This window comes from Micromonospora sp. CNZ297 (assembly GCF_007827625.1).
Map to the genome: position 1 here is coordinate 131,983 of NZ_VISU01000007.1, position 24,764 is coordinate 156,746.

20 protein-coding genes are annotated in these 24,764 nt (G+C 73.4%); 12 read left to right on the plus strand and 8 right to left on the minus strand.

The features are described from left to right. The first annotated feature begins 4 nt into the window (after positions 1–4). From FB454_RS15390 to FB454_RS15410, 5 genes are all read left to right on the plus strand, one after another. Entirely contained in the window at positions 5–919 is a 915-nt protein-coding gene (locus FB454_RS15390) for a fructosamine kinase family protein (RefSeq protein ID WP_145823118.1), read from the plus strand. After that, positions 916–1,929: a GTP 3',8-cyclase MoaA gene (gene moaA, locus FB454_RS15395; RefSeq protein ID WP_145823119.1), complete on the plus strand. Its 1,014-nt coding sequence runs from the start codon at positions 916–918 to the stop codon at positions 1,927–1,929. The genes FB454_RS15390 and moaA overlap by 4 nt, the downstream gene beginning before the upstream one ends. 2 nt (positions 1,930–1,931) lie before the next feature. Beyond that, the gene (locus tag FB454_RS15400) at positions 1,932–2,177 is read left to right on the plus strand and encodes a MoaD/ThiS family protein (RefSeq protein ID WP_013289332.1); all 246 of its coding nucleotides are present in this window, start codon (positions 1,932–1,934) and stop codon (positions 2,175–2,177) included. A 20-nt stretch (positions 2,178–2,197) separates the two neighbouring features. Beyond that, positions 2,198–3,460, plus strand: coding sequence for a metallophosphoesterase (locus FB454_RS15405; protein WP_435820486.1), 1,263 nt, complete (start codon positions 2,198–2,200; stop codon positions 3,458–3,460). A 94-nt stretch (positions 3,461–3,554) separates the two neighbouring features. Further along, positions 3,555–6,740, plus strand: coding sequence for a UvrD-helicase domain-containing protein (locus tag FB454_RS15410; RefSeq protein ID WP_145823121.1), 3,186 nt, complete (start codon positions 3,555–3,557; stop codon positions 6,738–6,740). 31 nt (positions 6,741–6,771) lie between these two features. Here the strand turns inward: FB454_RS15410 and FB454_RS15415 are convergent, their stop codons facing one another. Both FB454_RS15415 and FB454_RS15420 read right to left on the minus strand, forming a co-directional pair. Next, entirely contained in the window at positions 6,772–7,407 is a 636-nt protein-coding gene (locus tag FB454_RS15415; protein WP_145823122.1) for a prepilin peptidase, read from the minus strand. Between the two features lie 11 nt (positions 7,408–7,418). Next, complete coding sequence (locus FB454_RS15420; RefSeq protein WP_327652539.1) at positions 7,419–8,426, minus strand: EamA family transporter; 1,008 nt, start codon at positions 8,424–8,426, stop codon at positions 7,419–7,421. An 85-nt stretch (positions 8,427–8,511) separates the two neighbouring features. Between FB454_RS15420 and FB454_RS15425 the strand changes: the two genes are divergently transcribed. Next, entirely contained in the window at positions 8,512–9,345 is an 834-nt protein-coding gene (locus FB454_RS15425; protein ID WP_030269511.1) for an LppU/SCO3897 family protein, read from the plus strand. A 143-nt stretch (positions 9,346–9,488) separates the two neighbouring features. Next, the gene (locus tag FB454_RS15430; RefSeq protein ID WP_041784376.1) at positions 9,489–10,724 is read left to right on the plus strand and encodes an ATP-binding protein; all 1,236 of its coding nucleotides are present in this window, start codon (positions 9,489–9,491) and stop codon (positions 10,722–10,724) included. 57 nt (positions 10,725–10,781) lie between these two features. Here FB454_RS15430 and FB454_RS15435 read toward each other — a convergent pair whose 3' ends face one another. Beyond that, positions 10,782–11,327 carry a GNAT family N-acetyltransferase gene (locus FB454_RS15435; protein ID WP_013289339.1) on the minus strand — a complete coding sequence of 182 codons (546 nt, stop codon included), beginning with the start codon at positions 11,325–11,327 and terminating at the stop codon, positions 10,782–10,784. A gap of 135 nt (positions 11,328–11,462) precedes the next feature. Here FB454_RS15435 and FB454_RS15440 point away from each other — a divergent pair, with 135 nt between their 5' ends. Together FB454_RS15440 and FB454_RS15445 are read left to right on the plus strand one after the other, a co-directional pair. Beyond that, positions 11,463–12,008 (plus strand): DoxX family protein, encoded by a 546-nt coding sequence (locus FB454_RS15440; protein WP_013289340.1) that lies wholly within the window; start codon positions 11,463–11,465, stop codon positions 12,006–12,008. Positions 12,009–12,215: 207 nt separating this feature from the next. Further along, on the plus strand, positions 12,216–13,640 hold the full coding sequence (locus tag FB454_RS15445) for a glycosyltransferase 87 family protein (RefSeq protein ID WP_013289341.1): 1,425 nt from the start codon (positions 12,216–12,218) through the stop codon (positions 13,638–13,640). Between the two features lie 4 nt (positions 13,641–13,644). Here FB454_RS15445 and FB454_RS15450 read toward each other — a convergent pair whose 3' ends face one another. The 5 genes from FB454_RS15450 to FB454_RS15470 all read right to left on the minus strand — a co-directional run bounded on the left by FB454_RS15450 (position 13,645) and on the right by FB454_RS15470 (position 19,575). Beyond that, positions 13,645–14,070 (minus strand): molybdenum cofactor biosynthesis protein MoaE, encoded by a 426-nt coding sequence (locus tag FB454_RS15450; protein WP_174361832.1) that lies wholly within the window; start codon positions 14,068–14,070, stop codon positions 13,645–13,647. 35 nt (positions 14,071–14,105) lie between these two features. Further along, entirely contained in the window at positions 14,106–15,365 is a 1,260-nt protein-coding gene (locus FB454_RS15455; RefSeq protein WP_013289343.1) for a molybdopterin molybdotransferase MoeA, read from the minus strand. A 37-nt stretch (positions 15,366–15,402) separates the two neighbouring features. Next, positions 15,403–15,873, minus strand: coding sequence for a MogA/MoaB family molybdenum cofactor biosynthesis protein (locus tag FB454_RS15460; protein WP_013289344.1), 471 nt, complete (start codon positions 15,871–15,873; stop codon positions 15,403–15,405). After that, positions 15,870–16,361 carry a cyclic pyranopterin monophosphate synthase MoaC gene (gene moaC, locus FB454_RS15465; RefSeq protein WP_013289345.1) on the minus strand — a complete coding sequence of 164 codons (492 nt, stop codon included), beginning with the start codon at positions 16,359–16,361 and terminating at the stop codon, positions 15,870–15,872. Before moaC ends, FB454_RS15460 begins: the two co-directional genes overlap by 4 nt. A 253-nt stretch (positions 16,362–16,614) precedes the next feature. After that, a complete protein-coding gene (locus FB454_RS15470; protein ID WP_486485424.1) occupies positions 16,615–19,575 on the minus strand; it encodes an AfsR/SARP family transcriptional regulator in 2,961 nt (986 codons plus the stop codon). Positions 19,576–20,203: 628 nt separating this feature from the next. Between FB454_RS15470 and FB454_RS15475 the strand changes: the two genes are divergently transcribed. Genes FB454_RS15475 through FB454_RS15485 form a run of 3 tightly spaced genes read left to right on the plus strand, consistent with a single transcriptional unit; the run spans position 20,204 to position 24,745 of the window. Next, positions 20,204–22,732 (plus strand): putative bifunctional diguanylate cyclase/phosphodiesterase, encoded by a 2,529-nt coding sequence (locus FB454_RS15475; RefSeq protein WP_486481545.1) that lies wholly within the window; start codon positions 20,204–20,206, stop codon positions 22,730–22,732. A 40-nt stretch (positions 22,733–22,772) separates the two neighbouring features. Further along, the gene (locus tag FB454_RS15480) at positions 22,773–24,116 is read left to right on the plus strand and encodes a glycosyltransferase 87 family protein (protein ID WP_145754208.1); all 1,344 of its coding nucleotides are present in this window, start codon (positions 22,773–22,775) and stop codon (positions 24,114–24,116) included. Continuing rightward, positions 24,113–24,745 (plus strand): phosphoribosyltransferase, encoded by a 633-nt coding sequence (locus FB454_RS15485; RefSeq protein ID WP_145754206.1) that lies wholly within the window; start codon positions 24,113–24,115, stop codon positions 24,743–24,745. Before FB454_RS15480 ends, FB454_RS15485 begins: the two co-directional genes overlap by 4 nt. The last annotated feature ends 19 nt before the right edge of the window (positions 24,746–24,764 follow it).

A 24,764-nucleotide genomic window follows, 5' to 3' on the forward strand; every position in this document is an offset into this window, starting at 1 on the left:
GCACATGGACCTGGCGTACCTGCGGGCACACCCGGAGCACCTGCCGACCTTCCTGACCCACCAGCGGATCCGGGAGACCCCGGTCTCCGGCGGTGACATCTGCGCCGCCTCCCGGCTGACGCTCGACGACGGGCACTCGGTGTTCGCCAAGACCTGGCCGGAACGGGCGGCGCGTCCGCTGCCGGAGGGCTTCTTCGCCGCCGAGGCGGCCGGGCTGCGCTGGCTGCGCGAGGCCGGCCCGGTGCCCGTACCGGATGTGCTCGTCGCGTTGCCCGACCTGCTGGCGCTCGACTGGGTGGAGCCCGGCGAACCGACGCCGGAGGCCGCGGAGGCGTTCGGCCGCGATCTGGCCGGGCTGCACCGCGCCGGGGCGCCCGCGTTCGGCGCGGACTGGCCGGGGTTCATCGGCGCGCTGCCGCAGGACAACACGCCCGACCCCGGTCCCTGGCCGGACTGGTTCGCCCGGCGCCGCCTGCTGCCCTACCTGCGCATGTCGGTCGACGGCGGCGCGCTCGACGGTGCCGGGGCGGCGCTCGTCGAGCAGGTCGTCGAGCGGATCGGCGAGTTCGGCGGTGACGAGCAGCCGGCCCGGCTGCACGGCGATCTCTGGCCCGGCAACCTGCTCTGGGGCGCCGACGGCCGGGTCTGGCTGGTCGACCCGGCCGCGCACGGCGGCCACCGCGAGACCGACCTGGCCCAGCTCGCGCTGTTCGGCGGTCCGCCGCACCTGGACCGGATCACGGCCGCCTACCGGGAGGCGTGGCCGCTCGCCGACGGGTGGCGGGAACGTGTACCGCTGCACCAGTTGCATCTGCTGCTCGTGCACACCGCGATCTTCGGCGCGGCGTACGCGGACGCGGCCCTCTCCACCGCCCGTGCCGCCCTCCGGGGGCCCGACCGCGCTACGGTCGAGGGATGAGCGCCCCCCGGACGGCCGACGGCGTCCTCGCCGACCGGTACGGCCGTGTCGCCCGGGACCTACGGGTCTCGCTCACCGACAAGTGCAACCTGCGCTGCACCTACTGCATGCCGGCGGAGGGCCTGCCCTGGCTGGCCAATCCGCAGCTGCTCACCGACGACGAGATCATCCGGCTGGTGGGTGTCGCGGTCTCCCGGCTCGGCATCACCGAGGTGCGCTTCACCGGCGGCGAGCCGCTGATCAGGCCGGGCCTGCCGGGCATCGTGGCCGCGGTCGCCGCGCTCACGCCCCGGCCGCGCATCTCGCTGACCACGAACGGCATCGGTCTGGCCCGCATGGCGCCGGCGCTGCGTGCCGCCGGGCTGGATCGCGTCAACGTCTCCCTCGACACGCTGGACCGGGACCGGTTCACCGCGCTGACCCGCCGCGACCGGCTCGCCGACGTGCTCGCAGGGCTGGCCGGGGCCGCGGAAGCCGGGCTGACCCCAGTGAAGATCAACTCGGTGCTCATGCGCGGCACGAACGACGACGAGGCGCCCGCGCTGCTCCGGTTCGCGCTCGCGCACGGCTACGAGCTGCGGTTCATCGAGCAGATGCCGCTCGACGCCCAGCACGGCTGGGACCGCTCGACCATGGTCACCGCGGACGAGATCCTGGCCTCCCTGCACGCCGCGTTCGCGCTGACGCCGGACCCGTCCGAGCGCGGTGCGGCACCGGCCGAGACGTGGCTGGTGGACGGCGGGCCGGCCCGGGTCGGGGTGATCGCCAGCGTGACCCGGCCGTTCTGCGGCGACTGCGACCGCACCCGGCTCACCGCCGACGGCCAGGTGCGCAACTGCCTGTTCGCCACCGACGAGTCGGACCTGCGCGGCGCGTTGCGCGACGGCGCGGACGACGAGGAGCTGGCTCGCCGCTGGCGCGCCGCGATGTGGGCCAAGCGGGCCGGGCACGGCATCGACGACCCGACGTTCCTCCAGCCCGCGCGCTCGATGTCGGCGATCGGAGGCTGAGGGTGGAGCTCACAGTCCGCTACTTCGCCGGGGCCCGCGCGGCCGCGGGACGATCCGAGGAGACCGCATCCGCCGGCCGGTCCCTGGACGAACTCCTCGATGACCTGGCCGCCCGGCACGGCGAACGCCTCGCGGTGGTGCTGAAGGCGGCGAGTTTCCTGGTCGACGGCGTGGCCTGTCATGATCGACGGGCACTGTTGCCGGCCGGGGTGACGGTGGACGTGCTGCCGCCCTTCGCGGGCGGCTGAGGGGGGCACACGTGCTGGCCATGGCGACATTCCTGGGCTTCGTCGTGCTCGTGATCAGCCTGATCCACTTCTACCTGTGGAGGCGGCTGGTCCGGGACACCACGCGCCCCGGGCGGTGGCGCCGGGCCGGTGGCGTGACGATCGCGGCGCTGGCGGTGCTCGTGCCGGTGACCATGGCGGGCACGCGCAACGGCTGGTACTGGCTGGCCTGGCCCGGCTACCTCTGGGTCGCGCTCATGTTCTACCTGCTGGTGCTGCTGCTGGTGCTGGAGGTGCCGACCGCTGTGGTCCGGCTCGTGCTGCGTCGGCGGGCCCGCTCGGCGGTCGCCGCCGGCCCGGAGCCCGAGCCCGCGCTCGTGGGCGCGGCGACGGCGGACGGTCCGACGCCGCCGCCGGTCGACCCCACCGACGCGCCGCCGGCCGGCACCCACGCGCCGGACCACGACCCCTCCCGGCGGCTGCTGCTCGCACGCGGGGCGGCGATCTTCGCCGGGCTCACCGCAGCCGGTGTCACCGGGTACGGCGTCCGCAACGCGATGGGTCCGCCGCAGCTCGACCGGGTGCAGATCCCGCTGGCCAAGCTGCCCCGCAGCATGGACGGACTGCGCATCGCCACCGTCTCCGACATCCACATCGGGCCGTTGCGCGGCCGGGCGCACACCGAGCGGATCGTCGCGATGATCAACCGGATGGACGCCGACCTGGTCGCCGTGGTCGGTGACCTGGTCGACGGCACGGTGGCCGAACTGGGCGAGGCCGCCGAGCCGCTGCGCGACCTGCGGTCCCGGTACGGGAGCTTCTTCGTCACCGGCAACCACGAGTACTACTCGGGCGTGGAGGAGTGGGTCCGCGAGGTCGACCGGCTCGGCCTGCGCGTGCTCCAGAACGAGCGGCAGGAGATCCAGGCCCGGGGTGGCGTGCTGGATCTGGCCGGGGTGAACGACGTGAGCGCCGCCGGCACCGGGGTGGCCGGGCCCGCCGACTACGCCGCCGCTCTCGGCGACCGTGACCCGAGCCGCCCGGTGGTGCTGCTCGCGCACCAGCCGGTGGCCGCGCAGGAGGCGGCGAAGTTCGGCGTCGACCTCCAGCTCTCCGGGCACACGCACGGCGGCCAGATGGTGCCGTTCAACCTGGCGGTGAAGCTCGAACAGCCGGTGGTCTCCGGTCTCGGCGAGGTCGACGGCACGAAGGTCTACGTCACGAACGGCGCCGGCTTCTGGGGCCCGCCGGTGCGGGTGGGCGCGCCTCCCCAGGTGACGCTCGTCGAGCTGCGCGCTCAATAGCGTGCATGGGCCGCCGAGTCCAGCACCGCATTGCTCAGGTCACCCGTACGCGTGGCGACGGGCGGGCGGGGGACCGGACGTGACAGGATGCGGCGTGCCTCCGTTCAGCGCCGCACCCCCCGGTGGCCTCCCGCCGTACGTCGCGGATCTGCACATCCACTCGAAGTACTCCCGCGCGTGCAGCCGCGACCTGACCCTGCCGAACCTGGCCTGGTGGGCCCGGCGCAAGGGCATCGGCGTGCTCGGCACCGGCGACTTCACCCATCCCGCCTGGTACGACCACCTGCGCGAGACGCTGCACCCGGCCGAGCCGGGCCTGTACCGGCTCTCACCCGAGGCGGAACGGGACGTCGCCCGGCGGCTGCCGCCCCGGCTGGCCAGTGAGGCGGAGGCCGACCCGGTCCGGTACATGCTGAGCGTGGAGATCTCCACGATCTACAAGCGCGACGACCGGACGCGCAAGGTGCACCACCTGATCTACCTGCCGGACCTGGACGCGGTGGCCCGGTTCAACACCGCGCTGGGCCGGATCGGTAACCTCGGCTCGGACGGCCGGCCGATCCTCGGGCTGGACTCCCGCGACCTGCTGGAGATCACGCTGGAGGCGAGCCCGGACGGCTACCTGGTGCCCGCGCACATCTGGACGCCCTGGTTCTCCGCGCTCGGCTCGAAGTCCGGCTTCGACGCGATCGCCGACTGCTACGCCGACCTGGCCGAGCACATCTTCGCGGTGGAGACCGGCCTGTCGTCCGACCCGGAGATGAACTGGCGGGTCGGCAGCCTGGACCGCTACCAGCTGGTGTCGAACTCGGACGCGCACTCGCCGCCCGCGCTGGCCCGGGAGGCCACGGTCCTCACCGCGGCCCGCGACTACTTCGCCATCCGCGAGGCGTTGCGGACCGGCGACGGGCTCGCGGGCACCGTCGAGTTCTTCCCGGAGGAGGGCAAGTACCACGCCGACGGGCACCGGCTGTGCGGCGTGAACTGGTCGCCGGAGCGGACCCGCGAGGCGGGCGGACGCTGCCCGGAGTGCGGCAAGCCGCTGACTGTGGGCGTACTCAGCCGGGTCGAGGAGCTGGCGGACCGCGCGGCGGGGCACCGGCCGGCGCACGCCCGCGAGGTGACCCATCTGGTGCCGCTGGCCGAGATCCTGGGCGAGCTGAACCGGGTCGGCGCGCGGTCGAAGAAGGTCGAGGGCAAGCTCAACGAGCTGATCGCCGCGCTCGGACCGGAGCTGGAGATCCTCACGCGTACCCCGATCGAGGAGATCGGCCGCGTCGGCGGCGAGCTGCTCGCGGAGGGCATCGGCCGGCTGCGCCGCGGCGACGTGCGCCGGGTGCCGGGCTACGACGGGGAGTACGGCGTGATCACCCTGTTCGACCCGGCGGAACTGGGCGCCGGGGGTGCCCGGGCCGGGCAGGAGACGCTGTTCGACGTACCGGTGCCCGCGCAGCGGCGGCCGGCGGAGTCGGCGCCGAAGCCGAAGGCCAAGCGCCCGGCGCCGGCCCGGCCGGAGCCGAAGCGCACGCCGCCGCCAGCGCCCCCGATCGCGCCGCCGCCGTCTCCGCACGAGCCGTTCGAGCCGATGCTCGCCGGGATGGAGGAGGTCGGCACCGGCCTGCTGGACCGGCTGGACGCGATGCAGCGGGTGGCCGCGTCGGCGCCGGGTGGCCCGCTGCTGATCGTGGCCGGTCCGGGCACCGGCAAGACCCGCACGCTCACCCACCGGATCGCGTACCTGTGTGCGGAGCTGAACGTCTTCCCCGATCAGTGCCTGGCGATCACGTTCACCCGGCGGGCGGCCGAGGAGCTGCGGCACCGGCTGGACGGGCTGCTCGGCCCGGTCGCCGAGGACGTCACAGTGGGTACGTTCCACTCGCTCGGCCTGACCGTGCTGCGGGAGAACGCGACGGCGGCCGGGCTGCCGGCGGACTTCCGGATCGCCGACGAGGCGGACCGGGCGGCGGCGCGCGCCGAGGCCGGTGACGACGACGAGCGGTACGTGGCACTGCTGCGCAAGCGGGACCTGGTCGACCTGGACGAGCTGCTGACGCTGCCGGTGGCCCTGCTGAAGGGTGACCGGAAGCTGGTCCGCGAGTACCGCGAGCGGTGGAAGTGGATCTTCGTTGACGAGTACCAGGACGTCGACGCGGTGCAGTACGAGCTGCTGCGGCTGCTCAGCCCGCCGGACGGCAACCTGTGCGCGATCGGTGACCCGGACCAGGCGATCTACTCGTTCCGGGGCGCCGACGTGGGCTACTTCCTGCGGTTCTCGCAGGACTTCACCGACGCGCGGCTGGTCCGGCTGAACCGCAACTACCGCTCCTCGGCGCCGATCCTGGCCGCCGCCGTACAGGCCATCGCGCCGTCGTCGCTGGTGCGCGGCCGACGTCTCGACCCGGCCCGGCTCGACCCGGAGGCGCCGCTGGTCGGCCGGTACGCGGCGAGTTCCGCCTACGACGAGGCCGACTTCGTGGTCCGTACCGTGGACGAGCTGGTCGGCGGCCTGTCCCACCGCTCGCTCGACTCGGGTCGGATCGACGGGCGGACCACCTCGCTGTCCTTCTCCGACATCGCGGTGCTCTACCGGACCGACGCGCAGGCCGCACCGATCGTGGACGCGCTGGCCCGGGCGAACATCCCGGTGCAGAAGCGCTCGCACGACCGGCTGCGCGACCGTCCCGGCGTGCCCGCAATCGCCCGCGAGCTGCGCCACGCCGGTCTGGACGGTTCGCTCGCGGCCCGGGTGCGGCAGGCCGGGCAGATCCTGGCCGAGCGCTTCGCCGTGCCCACGCTCGACGGTTCCGGCGCGGTACGCCCCGAGGACGTCCGCACGGCGGTGGACCTGCTCACCCCGCTGGCCCGGCGTTGCGGCGACGACCTCGACCTGTTCCTCAACCAGCTCGCCACCGGCGCGGAGGTGGACGCGCTCGACCCGCGCGCCGAGGCGGTCACGCTGCTCACGCTGCATGCCGCGAAGGGCCTGGAGTTCCCGGTGGTGTTCCTGGTCGGCGCCGAGGACGGGCTGCTGCCGCTGCGCTGGCCCGGATCCGAGCCGGACGACGACGCGGTGGCCGAGGAGCGCCGGCTGTTCTTCGTCGGGCTGACCCGGGCACAGGACCGGCTCTACGTGAGCCACGCGGGCCGCCGCGCCCGGCACGGCGCGGAACGCGACACCCGCCCGTCGCCGTTCCTCGACGTGATCGACCCGGCGCTGTTCGAGCGTCTGGACGCGACCGAGCCCCGCCGTCCGAAGGACCACCAGCTCCGTCTGATCTGACCGCCCGTGGCGCCCGGGCCGAGCGCGCAGGTCAGCCGAGGACGGCGGCGAGCCACGCGCCGCCGAGCAGCGCCGGGCCGAACGGCACCGGCGTGTCCCGGCGTACCCGGCCGACGGCGAGCAGGACCAGCACCGTTACTCCGGCGAGCACGTGCGGCAGGATCAGCCCGAGCCGCAGCGCCGGCCAGCCGAGCCAGCCCAGCGGCAGCCCGAGCGCGGCGGCGAGCTTCACGTCGCCGAAGCCGAGCCGGGCGCGGGGCAGCAGCGCCAGCAGCGCGTACCCGATGAAGGAGAGCGTGGCCCCGGCCACCGCGACGGCCAGGTGGCGCGGTTCGCCGGTCGCCGCTGTGGCAGCGGCCGGTCCGAGCCCGCCGCCGAGCGCGACCAGGCCGACGAGCGGGTCGGGCAGCCGCAGCGCGGTCAGGTCGGTGACCACGAGGACCAACCCGGTGGCGGCGACCGGCAGCAGCGCGGGCAGCGCCGGATCGGCGCCCCGAGCGGCGGCGAGCCCGCCGAACACCACGGCGCCGACGAGGGCGAGCACACTCCGGTTCGGAGTTCGGACCCGGCCGCCGGTGTCGGGAACGAAGGACCGCCCGACCGGGACCGCCGCCCACCCGGCCGCCGCACCCAGCAGCGCGACCCCCGTCACCAGCAGCGCCGACACGGGCCGGGACGCTACCGCCCGGCCGGCTCCCCGGCCGTCCCGTCGACGGCTGGTGGCGGGGACCGGCGGGGTCGCTCGGTGCTCACCACCACTGCCACGCCGACCACGATGACCGCACCGCCCATCAGCACCTGCGAGGTGATCGGTTCCGCGACGAACAACGCGCCGAGTGCCACCGCGACCACCGGGTTCACGTACGCGTACGTGGAGACCAGGGAGATCGGCGCGTGGGCGAGCAGCCAGACGTACGCGGTGAAGGCGACCAGCGAACCGGCCACCATCAGGTAGGCCATCGCCGCCCAGGACCGCCCGGTCACGTCCGCGAAGGAGAAGCCGCGCAGCTCACCTCGGGCCACGCCGACGAGCGCGAGCACGGCAGCGCCGGCGACCATCTCGTAGACGGTGGCCACGAACGGGTCGGCGGGCATCCGGATCTTCCCGGACAGGTACGAGCCGACCGACCAACTCGCCGCCGCGGCGACCACTGTCAGCGCGCCTGCCACCGGCACGCCGTCCACCCCGTCGCGGGGCAGCACGAGCAGGACGAGGCCGACGAAGCCGAGTGCCACTCCGAGGAACGTCCACGGTCGCGGCCGGTCCCCACCTGCCGTCCGCAGCAGGACCACGAGCAGCGGCACGGTGGCGACGAGCAGCGCCGCCACCCCGGACGGTACGGCGGTCCCGGCCGGGCCGGACTCGGCGAGCACCACCAGGCCGTTGCCGCCGGCGAGCAGCAGCACACCGACGAGCGCGGCGGAGCCGACGCGGCGAGCGGGCACCCGCAACGCGCCGGGTCCGCGCCGCAGGCGCAGCACCACGGCGAGCACCACCGCGGCGGCGGCGAACCGCATCGCCGCGGAGATCAGTGGCGGCATGGACTCGACAGCGACCCGGATGCCCAGGTAGGTCGAGCCCCAGAGCAGGTAGACCAGCACGAGTGCGGTCCAGATCAGCGCGGTGCGGGCCGGCGGCGTCGCGGAATCGACAACGTTCGTCGCACTCGTGGGGCGTGAGCTCATCGTGGGACCACGCTACGGTGACCACGGCGTCGGCGTCCCCAGTTGGTGGCCGGCCTCTCAGCACTGGCGTACGCAGGAGGCGTTCATGTCGAACTTCGGTCCACCGGGCGGCGGCTCTCCCGAGCCCTGGGGACGGCCCGACGACGGCTACGCCCCGCAGCCCGATCCCCGCTACGCCCCGCCGGGCGACCCGCGTTACGCCCCGCAGCCCGACCCGCAGTACGGCCCGCCGACCCAGCAGTACGGCCCCGCCGACCGGTACGGCCCGCCCGCCCAGCAGTACGGTTCCGGCGACCGCTACGGCCCGCCGGCCGATCAGTACGGGCCGCCGACGCAGCGCTACGAGCCGGGACCGGCCTGGTCACCCGGGCCGCCGCAGCAGGGCCACCCGGGTGACCCCTATGCCGGGCCGCCGTACGGCGGCGGGCAGCCGCCGTACGCCGAGCCGACGCCGCCGAAGCGCGGGAAGGGCCCGCTGCTGGTGGTGGTGATCGTGCTGGCCGTGCTGCTGCTGGGCGGCGCCGGAGCGTACTGGATGCTGGGCCGGGACGAGCAGAGCCCGACCGGCGGCACGACAGCTGCCACCGAGCCGGCCGCGGATCCGACCGGCGAGGCCGCGCCGCCGAGCGAACCGGCCGACACGACGCCCACGACGGCGGCCCCGGCCTCGTCGACCGATCCGCGTTTCGTCAAGGCGGGCCAGTGCGTCGCCAACGAAGGTGGCGGCGGCCAGCCGAAGCTGGTGATCGCCGACTGCGCCCCGAAGACGTACGAGGTGCTGCGCCGCATCGACGGCGCGACGAGCGGCAAGAAGGACGCGGAGGCGAAGTGCGGGAAGGTGGCCGGTTACACCGACTGGTACTTCTTCGACAGTGAGCTGGACACGCTCGACTTCGTGCTCTGCCTGAAGCGCCGCTGACCCTGTCCGCCTGTCGGTAACCAAAACTAGGGCTGTCTAGCGTGGATGCTAGACAGCCCTAGTTTTGCATCGAGGCCGACACGCGGTAGCCGCCTCTATGCGCATCTAGCCTGGTCGCTAGAGAACCCGATACTGTGCGATTCGTGGATCCGGTCCGCAACCCGTACGCACCGGGCGCCGGCCAGCGCCCGCCCGAACTCGCCGGGCGGGGGCGGGAACTGGACGTCTTCGACGTGGTGCTGGAACGGATCGCCCGCGGTCGCCCCGAACGCAGCCTGATGCTCACCGGCCTGCGGGGAGTCGGCAAGACGGTCCTGCTCAACACGCTGCGCTCCGAGGCGATCAACCACCTCTGGGGCACCGGCAAGATCGAGGCCCGGCCGGACCAGTCGCTGCGCCGCCCGATCGCCGCCGCGCTGCACATGGCCGTCCGCGAACTGGCGCCCCGGCACCGCGCCCCGGACCGGATCGACGCGTTCCTCGGCGTCCTCAAGGCGTTCGCGCAACGCTCCACCCCCACCGGGCGGGGCGGCGCGGCACCCAAGCTGCGCGACCGCTGGCAGCCCGGCATCGACGTACCGGCGAGCAGCGGGCGCGCCGACTCCGGCGACATCGAGATCGACCTGGTCGAACTGCTCAGCGACGCGGCGGCGGTCGCCACCGACGTCGGCACCGGCATCGCGATCTTCATCGACGAGATGCAGGACGTCGGCGCCGAGGACGTCTCCGCGCTCTGCGCCGCCTGCCACGAGCTGTCCCAGCTCGGCGCGCCGCTCATCGTCGTGGGCGCGGGCCTGCCGCACCTGCCGGCCGTGCTCAGCGCCGCCAAGTCGTACTCCGAGCGGCTCTACCGCTACCAGCGCATCGACCGGCTCGACCGGATCGCCGCCGACCAGGCGCTCTGCGCGCCGGCCGAGCGGGAGGAGGTCGAGTACGAGCAGAAAGCGCTCGACCTGCTCTACGAGAAGTCGGGTGGCTATCCCTACTTCGTCCAGGCGTACGGGAAGGCCACCTGGGACCACGCACCCCGCTCCCCGATCACCGCGGCGGACGTCCGGGTCGCCGCGCCCGAGGCGGAGGCCGAACTGGCGGTGGGGTTCTTCGGCTCCCGGTTCGAGCGGGCCACGCCTGCCGAACGCGAGTACATGCGCGCGATGGCCACGCTGGCGCTGGTGGACGGCGAGGAGGGCGGCCGGGACGACATGGACGCGGCGGTGCCGACCGCCGAGATCGCCCGCGCGCTCGGCCGCAAACCGGCCAGCCTCTCCCCGGCGCGTGATGCGCTGATCAAGAAGGGGCTGATCTACTCCGGCGAGCGGGGGACTGTGGCGTTCACAGTGCCGCACTTCGGCCGCTACCTGCGTACCCAGCCCGCCTGACGGCTCAGGCCGCTCGGGCCGCGCGGTCTCAGGCCGCTCGGCCGCGATCCGGACCGCTCAGACCCGCGACCACGGTGGCGGGAAGACCACCTCGCCGGACGGCGGTGACGGCTCTCCGCTCGCCGACGGCGGCAGCACCAGCGCCTGCCACGGCTCCCCCAGCCCGGACCAGGGACTGGTCAGGCCCAGCCGGTCCGCCGGGCCGAACCCGAACCGCCGGTAGTAGGCCGGGTCGCCCAGCACCACCACCAGCCGCTCGCCCAGCTCGGTCGCGGCGTCCAGTGCCGCCTGCACCGCCGCCGTGCCGTGCCCCAGCCGCTGCCGGTGCCGCGCCACCGCCACCGGACCCAGGGCCAGCGCCGGCCAGGTGCCGCGTTCGGTGCGTACGCCGACGCGCGTGAGCAGCGCGTACGCCACCACCTCGCCGCCGTACTCGGCGACCATGGCCAGCTCCGGGATCCACGCCGGGCTGTGCCGCAGCTCCTCGACCAGGCCGACCTCCGGTGGGGTGGCCACGTCGGGGCGGGCGAAGGCGGCGGCCAGCACCCGGGCCACCGGCGCCTCGTCGGCGGGGCCCTCGGGGCGCAGTCGCAGCGTCGTCACCCGCGCGACCTTACCGAACGCAACCGGTCCATCCGCGACGGTCGCTGAAATCGATACCGTTCGGACGTCCACGTCGGCCGATACCTTTCGTGTGTTGCGGGGATGACGACGCCCCCGACGGGGTAAGACTGAGCCATGAAGCCCGTGCGCTCCCTCGCCCGAGTCATGTTGAGCGGCATCTTCGTGGTCAGCGGCGCCCGCAACCTGCGCAACCCGGAACGCCTGGTGCAGGCCGCGGAACCGGTCACCGGGAAGGTCGCCCCGCTGATCCAGAACGTGCACCCCCGCATCCCCACCGACACGGTCTCGCTGATCCGGGCCAACGCCGCCACCCAGCTGGTCGGCGGCCTGATGCTCGCCACCGGCCGGTTCACCCGTCCGGCCGCGCTGGTGCTCGCGGGCACGCTCATCCCGACCACCGCCGCCGGCCACGCCTTCTGGAACAACGACGACCCGGCCGCGCGCAACAACAACCAGATCCACTTCCTGAAGAACCTCGGCCTGCTCGGTGGCCTCCTCCTCGCCGCCGCCGACACCGAGGGCAAGCCGGGGCTGCGCTGGCGCGCCGGCCACCGGATCGACCACTCTCGCCGGTCGGTCAAGCGCGCGGTCCGCACGGCGCGCCGCGAGACGAAGATCGCCGTACGCTCCGCGGCGACCGCCCGCCGCATGCCCGGCTGACCAGGCACTCTGTACGGCCTACCACCCCCCGCAAGGCCACCAATCACCTGAACCGTCCGAGACCCGTTAACGCGGTGGAAATGTCAAAAACACGTGTGGGATCGGACACGGTCGCGTAACGCGGGAGGCAGCAACGTGAGGCGCCGTTCTAGGCTCCGTTCTGGACCTGGACGGGTACGACGACCTTGGTACGGGGGTGGCCACGCCATGCCGACGACAGTCGGTAGACGGACCAACCGCCTCGCCCCGACCTCCCGCGTCGACCGCCGGATCGTGGTGCGTCTCGGCGTCGTCGCCGCCGTGTCGTACGCCGCGTGGCTCGCCATCGGCGCCTTCGGACGGCCGTACAACTTCTTCGACATGAAGATCTACCACGGCGCGGTGCTGTGGTGGGCCGGCGGCAACGAGCTGTACGACTTCGTCGCGCCCTCGACCACGCTGGGCTTCACCTACCCCCCGTTCGCCGCCCTGGTCATGCTGCCGATGTCGTGGCTGCCGGTCGACGGCGCCGGTTTCGTCAACGCGCTCGCCAGCATCGGCGCGCTCGCCGTCGTCCTCGCGGCGCTGCTACGCCCCATCGTGGACCGGCTCGGCTGGCCGCTCTGGTTCACCGTCGGCATCGCCACCCCGCTCGCAGTCGCCATCGAGCCGTCCCGGGAGACGCTCGGCTACGGGCAGGTCAACCTGCTGCTGTTCGCGCTGATCATGGCGGACATGGTGGGCCTGCGCTGGCGGGCCAAGCGGGGCACCCACTACGAGACGGCCGATTCGCCGCTGGCCCGGTTCGTCTACAGCGGCGCCTGGGCCGGTGTGGGCATCGGGCTCGCCACAGCGGTCAAGCTCACCCCGGCGCTGTTCGTGGCCTATCTGATGCTCACCCGGCAGTGGCGGGCCGCGCTCACCGCTGTCGGCACCGCCATCGGCGTGACCATCGCTACGTTCGGTGTGCTCGGTGAGGAGTCCCGCGCGTACTTCGCCGACGTGCTCTGGCAGACCGAGCGGGTCGGCGCGGCGGACATGACCGCCAACCAGTCCCTCGCCGGTCTGCTGGCGCGCCTCTACGACTCGATCGAGACGCCCGGCCTGCTCTGGCTGGCGTTCTCGGTGCTCATCCTGGCGCTGGGCCTGTCCCGGGCGATGAGCGCCCGCGCCGACGGCGACGAGCTGACCGCGTTCACGCTGGTCGGGCTCACCGCCAACGTGATCAGCCCGATCTCCTGGTCGCACCACCTGATCTGGGTCATCCCGGCGATCATCGTGCTGGCCGACGCCGCGGTACGCCGCCGCGAAGCCAGCCGCGGCCTGCCCCCGCGCGGCACTGGCGGTCCCTCGGCCAACGGTGTGCCGGCACTGCGCCCGCCGATCTGGTACCCGACGCTGACCGGGCTCCGCCACGGCGTCGGCGCGCTCGGGCTCTACCTGCTGTTCCTGATCTCACCGATCTGGCCGTACGAGCACCAGCTCCCCGAGGTGTCCCACTACCAGGACGGCCTGTTCGGCGCGCTGATGGAGAACTCCCTGGCCATCGCGCTGATCGTGCTCGTCGCGGCGCTGCCGTGGCGTCCCGGCGCCGAGCCGGCGTTCTACCACGAGCGGCTGGGCCGCACCGCCGCGCTCGCCGCCCGGCGCTGAGCCCTCAGGGGCAGTTCACCCATTCCTCGCTGCCGTCGTCGAAGACCTGCCGCTTCCAGATCGGCAGCCGCGCCTTCACCTCGTCGACCAGCCGGGCGCAGGCGGCGAACGCGGCCGCTCGGTGCGCCGTGCTGACCGCCGCCACCAGTGCCACGTCACCGATCTCCAGCGGGCCGATCCGGTGCGACACCGCCACCGCGTACACCTGCGGGTCGGCCGCCACCTCGGCCGCCACCTCGCGCAGCACCGCCTCGGCGGTGGGGTGGCCCTCGTACTCCAGCCGGGTGACCGCCCGCCCGTGGTCGTGGTCGCGGACCACGCCCTGGAAGGACACCACCGCGCCGGCACGGCGGTCGGCGACCGCCGCCTCGTGCGCGGCCAGGTCGAGCGGCCGGTCGGTCACCGCGCCGAGCACCACGCCTGCTTCCACTGTCACGACGTCTCCCGTCGGCTCGTTCGTCGCGCTCACCCGAATCGCTCCCCGGGGGTCAGTGGCAGCGGCACCAGCGGCACCCGGTCGCCGGCCGCGCCGCTGGTGCCGGGCCGGATCATCGCGAACCCGTCCGCGCCGGCCAGCCCACGCAGCATCGCCGAGCCGACGTGCCGCACCGGGTACGCGGTGCCGGCGACGCGGTCCCAGCGGGCCAGCGCCAGATGGGTGTAGTCGCCGCGCCCGGGAATCGGCTCGGCCAGTGTCACGTGCGGCAGTACCGGCATCTGCCGGCCGGTGAGACCGGCGAGCAGGGGCGCGACGAGCGACACGAGCGCCACCACGGCCGACTGCGGGTTGCCGGGCAGACCGGCCACGAACCGCACCCGCCCGTCGCCGTCCACCAGCCGGGCGAGCAGCATCGGGAAACCCGGGCGCACCGCCACGGTGTTCACCACGTAGTCGGCGCCGAGCGCCTCCAGCGTCGGGTGCAGATGGTCGACCGGACCGTGCATGGTGCCGCCGGTGGTGCAGACCAGGTCGGCGTTGGCGAGCGCGCCCCGCAGCGCCGCCACGTGCGCGGGCAGCGTGTCGGCGACCGGGCCGACCACGTCGGCCGCGCGCACCTGGCAGCCGTAGCGGCGCAGCCAGGCCGGCACCGACGGACCGAGCGCGTCACGGACCCGCCCGGCGCCGGGCGGACCGGAGGTGAGCAGTTCGTCGCCGAAGACCAGGAGCGCGGCCCGGGGTGGGCGGCGGACCCGCAGCGTGTCGTGCCCGCAGGAGGCGGCCAGGCCGATCACCGCCGGGTCCACGGGCGTGCCGGCGGGCAGCAGTACCTCCCCGAGGTGCGCCTCCTCGCCCGGCTCCCGCCACTCCGGCGCCGGGCGGGGCGTGCCGGACACCAGGCCGTCCGCGGTACGCGTCGACTCCTCGATCCGCAGGATCGCCGTCGTGCCCTCGGGAACCATCGCGCCGGTGGCGATCTCCACCGTGCTGCCGTCGGCCTCCAGCGGAGGCGTGGTCTGCCCGGCGAGCACCCGCCCGACCACCCGCCACGGCCCCGCGCCGCGCACCGCCCAGCCGTCCACGCTGGAGGTGGGGAACGCCGGCAGGTCGGTGCGCGTGGTCAGCGGCTCGGCCAGGGTGTGCCCGTCGGCCTCGGCCAGCGGACGGGCGACCGCGGGGAGCGCGGCGGACAGGCCCACCGCGTACACCCGGGAGCGGGCCTCCTCCCACCCGGCCGGTGGTGGCGTGCCGGCCTCGGCCGCGGCGGCTTCGGTTTCCGTGCTCATCCGGCGAGCCTAACGCCGGGGCACGTGCCGCGCGGGTTCAGTGGTCGCCGCCGCGAAGCTGGTCGACGGCGTGCCGCAGGATCGGGCCGAGCACCGCCAGACCGTCCCGGGCGCCACCGCGTGAGCCGGGCAGGTTGACCACGAGCATCCGGCCGGTCACCCCGGCCAGCCCGCGGGACAACGCAGCCGTCGGCACGGTGTCGCGGCTGTGCGCGCGAATCGCCTCGGCGATGCCGGGGATCTCGTAGTCGAGCAGCGCGCGCGTCACGTCGGGCGTGCGGTCGGTCGGGGTGATGCCGGTGCCACCGCTGGTCAGCACCACGTCGACGCCGTCTGCGCGGGCGGCACGCAGGGCGTCGCCGACCGGTTCGCCGTCGGGCACCACCACCGGAGCGTCGACCTCGCAGCCCAGCTCGCGCAGCCCGGTCACGAGCAGCGGACCGCTGGTGTCCTCGTACACCCCGGCGGCAGCCCGGTTGGACGCCACGATCACCCGGGCCCGGATCACGGCCGGTCCTCCGGCCGGACCCACTCGCCGGTCTTGCCGCCCTCCTTGCGGAGCACCCGGACGGCGTCCACCGACGCGGCCGGGTCGACCGCCTTCACCATGTCGACCAGGGCGAGCCCGGCGACCGCCACGGCGGTCAGCGCCTCCATCTCCACGCCCGTTCGGTCGGCGGTCTTCGCGGTGGCGGTGATCTCCACCGTGTCGGCGGTGAGGTCGAGGTCGACTGTGACGCCGTGCAACGCGATCGGGTGGCAGAGCGGGATCAGGTCGGGCGTGCGCTTGGCGCCCATGATGCCGGCGAGCCGGCCGACGGCGAGCGCGTCGCCCTTGGGCAGGCCGTCGCGGCGCAGCAACTCCACCACCTCGGCGGTGGTGCGGAGGCGGCCGGCGGCGACCGCGAGCCGGCCCGAGACCGGCTTGGCGGAGACGTCGACCATCCGGGCCGCACCGGCCGGGTCGACGTGGGTGAGCTGCGCGGGTTCGGTCACGGCCCGACCCTATCCGCCGGGTACGACGACGCGGGTGCTCCGGCCTGCCCGGGTGCCGCGGCCTGCGGCGGGGAGGAGCGTCGTGTCGGGTGCTGGTGCACGACGCCCCTCCCTCACCTGCCCACCGCCGATTCGCTGGGGGGAACTGACGGTGGGGGCCTCGTTCGGCCGGGTCCGCTCTGGCGCTGAACCCTCCCCGTGGCCGATGCCGGGGACGCTAACGAACGCCGCGATAAGAAATCGATAAGCCGGTTCAGGTCGGCGTCTCGACGAGCTGCCGGCGCAGGTCGTGGCGCTCGGGCGCACCCATCCGCTCGAAGATCGCCAACGCGCGCTGCCGGTACCGTCGCGCCTGCGCCGGCTCCTTCTCCGCAAGATGTCCGGCCAGGCCGTCCAGGGCGCGGGCCTGCTCGTACGGATGGCCGATCCGGGTGGCGATGGCGAGTGCCTCCTCGAAGACGGCCACCGCTTCGTCGGCTCGCCCCGTGGCTCCCAGGGTGACGGCCAGCTCGTTGCGTGCCTGGGCCTGGACGTGCCGCTCGCCGAATGCGGCGGCGGCCTCGATGGCGGCCTCGTGGTGCCGCAGCGCGTCGTCGTAGCGGCCGAGTTGCCGGTAGGTGCCGGCGAGGTCGCTGAGCGTCTCGGCACGGCCGAAGCCGTTGCCGGTGCGATCCCGGAGCGCGAGCGAGGCTCGGAGCAGGCGCTCCGCCGCCGCGTTCTGTCCCAGGCGGCATCTGAGGCCACCGAGATGCCCCAGTGCGTTCGACATGTGGAACGGATCCTGCTTGATCCGGGCGGCGAAGAGGTGCAGCCGATGAACCGCCGTCGACTCGTCGTAACGACCGAGGTAGCGCAGTGTCAGGCCGAGGTTCGGCAGGACCGGTAGGGTGTCCAGCGCACAGCTGCGCAGCGTCATGCGGTTGGCTTCGAGCGACTGGTGGAGCCGCCCGGTCAGCCAGTGCACGGCGCCGAGGTTGAACCGTGCCCGCTGGGCGCCCGATTCGTCACCGAGCCCGGTGAGGATCGACACGACCTCGTGCAGGTGTGCCGAGGCGTCCTGGTAGGCGCCGGTGCGTACGCACGCCGAGGCGAGATAGTTGTGCATGAGGGCCACGGCGTGCCGGTCCCCGCACCGCTGGGCGGCGGCGAGACCCACCGCGTGCGTGGCCGATATGTCGTCGAAGTAACCGCGTATGTAGAAGAACCGCCAACCGGCGCGAGCCAGACGCCACGCCATCGGTTCATGGCCCTGGTCAGCCGCCTGACGGACGAAGGCGTCCAGGTTCGACCGCTGTTCCTCCAGCCAGTCCAGGTCGCGGTCGACGCGTCCGGCGAGCAGATCCGGTCGAAGCGGTTCTCCGAGCCGCAGGTGCTGCGCGAGCACCCGGCCGTCCTCAATCGACGCGGACGCCCGCACCACCGAGTGCAACACGTGATCCAGCAGGTTCCGGATCGCCGGTCGCCCGGTCGTCGGCTCGTCCTCCTGCCGGGCCAGTTCGGCGGCGTAACGCCTCATCAGGTCGTGCAGGCGGTACCGGCCGGCCGAGGTCTCCTGCACGAGGTGGCGGTCCACCAGTTCGTCGAGGACGTCCGCCGCGTCCCGCAGGGGCAGGTCGGTGAGGGCGGCGACCATGGCGGTGTCGAGGTGGTTCCCGGCCGCCAGCCCGAAGGATCGGAAGGCTTTCCGGCACGCCTCGTCGAGCGGCTCGTACGACTCGGCGAACGCCTCCACCACGCTTCGCGCCTCGGCGCGGAGACCGGGGAGGAAGATCGACCTGTGGCTCAACCTGTCGACGAGGTCGGCGATCCGCCAGTCGGGCCGATGTGCCAGCCGGGTGCCGGCCAGTCCGACAGCGAGAGGGAGGCAGCCGCAGATGGCGACCAGTTGTCGCGCGGCCTCCGGCTCGGCCGCCACCCGGCCGCTCCCGATGAGGGTGGCGAGCAGTTCGAGCGCCTCGGCCTCGGCGAGGACGGCGAGGGACACCGGCGGTCGTTCGGTGAGTGCCAGCAGGCGCCGCCGGCTGGTGACGAGGACGACGGCCGATCCGGAGACGGGTAGCAGCGGCTCGACCTGCCGGCTGTCGGCGGCGTTGTCGAGCACCACCAGCACCGAACGCGCGGCCAGTTCGCGCCGCCACATCTCCTGCCGGCCGGGCAGTTCCAGCGGTATCCGGCCGGCCGGCACACCCAGTTGGTGAAGCAGCGTGTCCAGGGCCACCGTGGGCCGCATCCGTGTTCGCGTGCTGTGTCCCCGCAGGTCGACGAAAAGTTGCCCGTCGGGGAAGCGCTCGGCCGACCGGGAGGCCACATGCAGGGCGAGGGTCGTCTTGCCGCAGCCCGCCATGCCGTCGATCACCCGGATCGTCGGACCCTGCCCGGATGCCTCCCGCACTTCGCACAACAATCGATCGACCATTTCCTCCCGGCCGACGAAATCCATCACCGTCCGCGGCAACCAATTGCGCTTATGAGCACCACTCCGGATCGTCTCCACCTCGCGCGCCGATTCCGGAATCCGGCGTCGCGCCCGGGTGGCCGCCACACGAAGTCGTTCCATCTCCGCGCTGGGTGGCACCCCGAGCTGATCGGACAACGCCTCGCGAGTGGCGCGGTAGACGGCCAGGGCGCCCCCTGCGTCGCCGGTCTGGATGAGCGCGCGCATCAGGAGACACTGCGCCCGCTCGCGCAGCGGCTGATGCGAGACGTGGTCACGCAGTAACGACACCGCTGATTCGGGGCGCCCGAGGTTGAGATATGCCTCTGTCAACAGTTCCAGCGCCGCCTGCCGTTCCTGACTCACGGCCTCGCGCTGAACGGTGAGTGCCGGCCCCAGCGCCAACCCTGCGAGCAGTGGGGCCGCCGCGCCGACCACCTCGACGAGCACCGGGACGGCCTGCGCCGACCGCCCCTCCCGCATCAACTCCCGGGCGCGGCGCGAGCGCACGTTCAGTCGATGCAGATCGATCAGCTTCTCGTCGATGAGAAGTCGATAGCCGCCCGGTTCACGGACGATCCTCGCTTCGTCGTCCGCACCCGAGCCGAGACTCCGCCGCAGATTGGCGGCGTAGGTCCGGACGTTTGCGATCGCCGACCGTGGTGGAGCGTCCGGCCACAGCTCGTCCACCAGGTCATGAACCGTGACCAGCCGGTTGGCCCGCGCGACGAGTAGCGCGAACACCAACTGCTGCTTGGGCGTTCCAAGCGGAAGATCCACGGCGCCGAGTCGCGCCGCCAAGCCCCCGAGAACCCGGATTTCCATGCTGCTGTTCCAGCCTCAGTGGGCACCCGCCCACCACGAAGCGACAGCGTAATCGATTCGTCACAGAGGCGTCGCCCCGGGCTCAGGCGCTGGTCGCCGCCGTCGTCCGACACGTCTGCCGAAGTCACCCGAAGCACGGTTGTAATGTTTCGCCGCCGCAGCGACGCTACACACGGACCGAGTGGTATCGCGCTATTCGATGCGCTCAGCGACGGCCCGGGTACCTAAAGGAGACAGTCGGCTTCGCTCCGCAAGCAGGCCATGGACAGAACGTCATTTAACCCGCAATAGTTACTTATATTGCGCATACCGACATTAATTCTTTCAGACCAACTCGAATATCCCCTAATCTGCCTTCAGTCAGCAAGGCGCGGATACGCGCAAAGAAGGCACAGGGCGCCGGCGGCAATGAGCGGCAGCGGATCGAAGTAACGACTTCAGTCCGTGACCATTCCGCCCCGAAGCGATATCCGAGGAGGGCAGCACAATGCGCAGCACCGAATGGGGATGAGTTTCCCGGACCCGGGTGAAGCGGTAGGCTGCCGCTCATCGCATACCGACGGTGAGCGGCGGGTGACTCGGGTTGAGCCGAACCACGGAAAGCCGAACGGCTGTCGACCCACACCTGCGCGGGATCGTCTACACGTTGGTCGCGGGGGCGACGATCGTCGCCCTCACCGCGATCTACTCCGCCCGTACACAACACCCTGACTCCGTACGTGACTTCGTCACCGTCACAGCTCTCGTCGTGACGGTGACCCTGGCCACCGTCATCAAGACCCGTCTGCGGATCCGCTCCACCACCTTTTACTTCGCCTGGGTCGAGACCGCGATCGTCATCGGCCTCGCCGTCGCTCCGCCCTCGTGGGTCGTCCTGGCCACCGGGATCGGCGTGGCGTGCGGATCAGTCACCCGCCTGGCCCCCATCAAGGTGGCATTCGCCATCGCGAAGCACACACTGGTGGCCGGCGGAGCCACTGTCGCCACCCTGCTGCTGGGAAGCGCCTGGCCGCCTCGGGAGCCACTCGGCATCGTCGTCCTGCTGGGGTTCGTCTACCTGGTGGCTGCGGTCCTCGATGACGTCCTCGCGATCCCGGTCATCGCGCTCGCCTCCCGCACACCGATCCTCCAGCAGTTCCGCGACGACCTCGACCTGCGGATCGCCGGTTTCGGCCTGCGTTTCCTGGTGGCCGCCAGCACCGTGCTCATCCTGCGGGTCGACCCCCGCCTGCTGCTCGCCGTACCGGCGCTGGTGCTCAGCCTGCACCTGGCCTACTCCAGCCGCATCCGCACCCGCACCGAGCAGCAGGCATGGCAGCGCCTGGCCCGCGCCACCGACGCCCTCAACGTGGTCGACCTCGACCAGGTGCTCACCACAGCGGTCACCGAGGCCAGCGAACTCTTCTCCGCCGACGAGGTCGAGATCGAGCTACGCGACGGCGAACGCACCGTCCGGGGCAACGGCACGGACATCGCGTACGACGGAACAGCCCCCCGGCCCAGCGCCGTCGACGGTCAGGTCATGCCGGTCCCGCTGGAGGGCCACGACCGCACCGACGACGTAGGCGTGCTGCGGCTGCGGTTCGCCGGCCCGGTCGAACTCTCCGAACGCGAGCAGTACACCCTGCGTACCTTCGCCTCCGCCCTCTGCACCGCGGTCCGCAACGCCCAGGCGTACGCCGAACTCGCCCGCATCGCCGAGGACCACGCCTACGCCGCCACCCACGACGCCCTCACCAGCCTGTCCAACCGGCGGCACCTGCTCGACGAGGGCAGCGCCCAGCTCACCAGCCGGCACGCCGACGGCGTCACCGCCCTGGTGCTGATCGACCTCAACCACTTCAAGGAAGTCAACGACACCCTCGGGCACGGCGCCGGCGACCAGGTGCTGATCCAGGTCGCCGAACGCCTCCGCGGCGCGGCCCGCCCCGACGACCTGGTCGCCCGGCTCGGCGGCGACGAGTTCGCCGTACTCCTGCGCGGCCTGCCCGCGCCGGCCGTCGCCGCCCACCGCGCCGAGGCCCTGCTCGCGGCGCTGCACGACCCGCTCGACCTCGACGGCATGCGGATCAGCGTGGAGGCCAGCGGCGGCATCGCCGTCGCCCCCGCCACCGGCGGCATGGCCGAACTGCTGCGCCGCGCCGACGTGGCCATGTACCAGGCCAAACGCGCCGGCCAACGGGTCGCCACCTACGCACCGGCCCGCGACACCGCCGACCTGAGCCGGCTCACCCTCGGCGGCGAACTGCCCCGCGCCGTCGCCGACCACGAGTTCACCGTCAACTTCCAGCCCATCGTCGACCTGGGCAGCGGCGAGGTGATCGGCGCGGAGGCACTCGCCCGCTGGCACCACCCCACCCACGGGCTCATCGACCCGCTGCGCTTCCTCGAAGCGGTGGAACGCTCCGGGCTGCTCCCCGCGTTCGCCGAGGCGATCCTCGACCAGGCCCTCATCGCCGCCGGCTCCTGGCGCGACGCCGGCTTCGACCTGCCCGTCTCGGTGAACGTGTCCCCGCGCAGCCTGCTCGACGCCCGCTTCCCCGGCGCCGTGCTGGCCCGGCTACGCGCCCACGACCTCCCGCCGGACCGGCTCGTGCTGGAACTGACCGAGACGCTCACGCTCAGCCAGCTCGACGTCGTCGACCGCGTCCTCAGCCGGCTGCGTGACTCCGGCGTCCGGCTCGCGCTCGACGACTTCGGCACCGGATACTCGTCGCTCTCCCTGCTCTCCCGCATCCCCGTACACGAATTGAAGATCGACCGCAGTTTCGTCGGCGCCATGGAGACCGCGCCCGAAGCCGCCGCCGTGATCCGCTCCACCCTCGACCTCGGCCGCAGCCTCGACCTCACCGTGGTCGCCGAGGGCGTGGAGAGCGAACCGCAACGCCGCGCGCTCTGGGAACTCGGCTGCGCCGCCGGGCAGGGCCACCTGTTCGCCCGGCCACTGCCCGCAGCCGCGCTCCTCGCCGCCCTCCAGCGCGGCCACGGCGGCCGGACCGGCGCGCTCGCACCCGCGCTGCACGACGCCGGCGCCGTCATCCGCCTCCCCGGCCGCCGCACCGGCCGCACCCGCCCGTCATCCCCCGCCGCCACCGACGCCCGGCAACCCTGACCCGGCCGGGCCACCCCGCCGGTCTGCCACACTGGCCCGCGTGACCGCCCAAGCCGACCCGGCAACCCCCGTCTCCCGCCGCTGGTCGGCACTCGACACCGCCGCCGGCGGCCTCGCCCTCGACCTGGGCCTCTACGCCGCCGCCACCGTCTTCGCCGCGATCACCGCCGCCACCTCCACCCTCCCGCCGCACCGCGCCTGGGGCGCCGTCGCCACCATCGGGTACGCGCTCGCCACGCTCGCCGCGACCACCCAGCTGCTCGCCCGCCGCCGCGACCCCGGCACCCCCCTGGCCGGCCTGCCCGCACGCTGGACCGTCGCCGGTCTCACCTGGGCCGCCACCGCGCTGCTGCCGATCGTCACGCAGAGCGTCGAACGCGCCGGCGGACGCACCGACCGGGCCCAGGAGGAGGTGATCGTCGTCGAACACGCCGGAGCCCGCCTCGCCGAGCACGGCACCCCCTACCTCGGACCCGACGCCATCGCCGCCCTGCCCCCCGGCGAGCAACTCCTCGGCTACACCCCCTACCAGCCCGGTATGGCGCTGTTCGGGCTGCCCCGTGCCGCCGTCGACGCCTGGTGGACCGACTCCCGCGTCTGGTTCGCCGTGGTCACCGCGCTCACCCTCGTCGCCCTCGTCGCCACGCTGCGCGCAAGTGGCGGCCCGGGCGCACCCCGCCGCGACGCCGCCGTCCTGCGCGCCGTCCAGGCCGCCACAGTCCTGCCCGTCTGCGCGCTCACCCTCGCCACCGGCGGCGACGACCTCCCCGTACTCGCGCTCTGCCTGCTCGCCCTCGCGCTCGCCGCCGCCGGCCGACCCGGCCGGGCCGGCCTCGCGGTCGGCGCCGCCGGTGCCCTGAAGCTCTTCGCCTGGCCGGTCGCCGTCGTGCTGATCTGCTGGGCCGCCACCCGCCGGTCCGCGACCCGCACCGCCCTCGGCGCCATCGGCCTACCCGTCCTCGCCCTGATCCCGGTACTCCTCGTCGACCGCGACGCCCTCGTCGAGAACGTGCTGCGCTTCCCGCTCGGCCACGGCCTCGTCACCAGCCCCGCCCAGTCGCCGTTCCCCGGGCACCTCATCGCCGAGACACTCCCGGCCGGCCGCGCCGTCGCCGCCGCGCTGCTCGTCGCCGCCGGAGGAGCCATCGCCGTCCGGCTGCTGCGCCGTCCGCCCCGCACCGCCGCCGCCACGGCCATCATCTGCGGGTACGGACTGCTCGCCGCGATCCTGCTGATGCCCTCCACCCGCTTCGGGTACCTGCTCTACCCGGCAGCCCTGCTCGTCCTCGCCCCCGCGCTGGCGCTCACCCGACCGGACGACAGGGCGGCATTCCCGGCAACCGCCCCGCGCCATCCGGCCGGAAGGCGTACACCTGAGGGATGACCACCTACCGCGACCGGGCCGAGGCGGGACGCGAACTCGCCGAACGACTCACCGACCTCGCCGGCCGGCCCGGCGTCATCGTGCTCGGCCTGGTACGCGGCGGTGTACCCGTCGCCCGGGTGGTCGCCGACCGGCTCGGCGCACCACTGGACGTCCTCGTCGTCCGCAAGCTCGGCGTGCCCTGGGCACCCGAGGTCGCGTACGGCGCGCTCGGCCCCGGCGGCGTGCAGGTCCTCAACGAGATGGTCGCCGGCCGGATCAGCGAGAACGACAGGGCCCAGGTCCGCCGCCGCGAACAGGCCGAACTGGAACGCCGCGAACAGCGCTACCGCGGCGGCCGCCCACCGCTCGACCTCACCGGGCGCACCGCCGTCATCGTGGACGACGGCCTCGCCACCGGCGCCACCGCCCGCGCCGCCGTCCAGGTCGCCCGCCACCTCGGCGCCGTCCGCGTCCTGGTCGCCGTCCCGGTCGGATCCGAGCAGGCGTACGACATGCTCGCCGCCGACGCCGACACGGTCGTGAGCTGCCAACTCCCGCCCGACTTCGCCGCCGTCGGGGCGTACTACGAGGACTTCCACGAGGTCTCCGACGACGAGGTCACGCAGGCGCTGACCGCCACTGCGTGAAAACACCCGGTACCGTCGT

Excerpts from the sequence above, each read along its gene's own strand:
- FB454_RS15425 (WP_030269511.1), top strand. The coding sequence starts at position 8,512 with ATGTCGAACTTCGGTCCACCGGGCGGCGGCTCTCCCGAGCCCTGGGGA.
- FB454_RS15390 (WP_145823118.1), top strand. The coding sequence starts at position 5 with ATGGACCTGGCGTACCTGCGGGCACACCCGGAGCACCTGCCGACCTTC.
- FB454_RS15440 (WP_013289340.1), top strand. The coding sequence starts at position 11,463 with ATGAAGCCCGTGCGCTCCCTCGCCCGAGTCATGTTGAGCGGCATCTTC.
- FB454_RS15420 (WP_327652539.1), bottom strand. The coding sequence starts at position 8,426 with ATGAGCTCACGCCCCACGAGTGCGACGAACGTTGTCGATTCCGCGACG.
- FB454_RS15445 (WP_013289341.1), top strand. The coding sequence starts at position 12,216 with ATGCCGACGACAGTCGGTAGACGGACCAACCGCCTCGCCCCGACCTCC.
- FB454_RS15485 (WP_145754206.1), top strand. The coding sequence starts at position 24,113 with ATGACCACCTACCGCGACCGGGCCGAGGCGGGACGCGAACTCGCCGAA.
- FB454_RS15455 (WP_013289343.1), bottom strand. The coding sequence starts at position 15,365 with ATGAGCACGGAAACCGAAGCCGCCGCGGCCGAGGCCGGCACGCCACCA.
- FB454_RS15405 (WP_435820486.1), top strand. The coding sequence starts at position 2,198 with ATGGCGACATTCCTGGGCTTCGTCGTGCTCGTGATCAGCCTGATCCAC.
- moaA (WP_145823119.1), top strand. The coding sequence starts at position 916 with ATGAGCGCCCCCCGGACGGCCGACGGCGTCCTCGCCGACCGGTACGGC.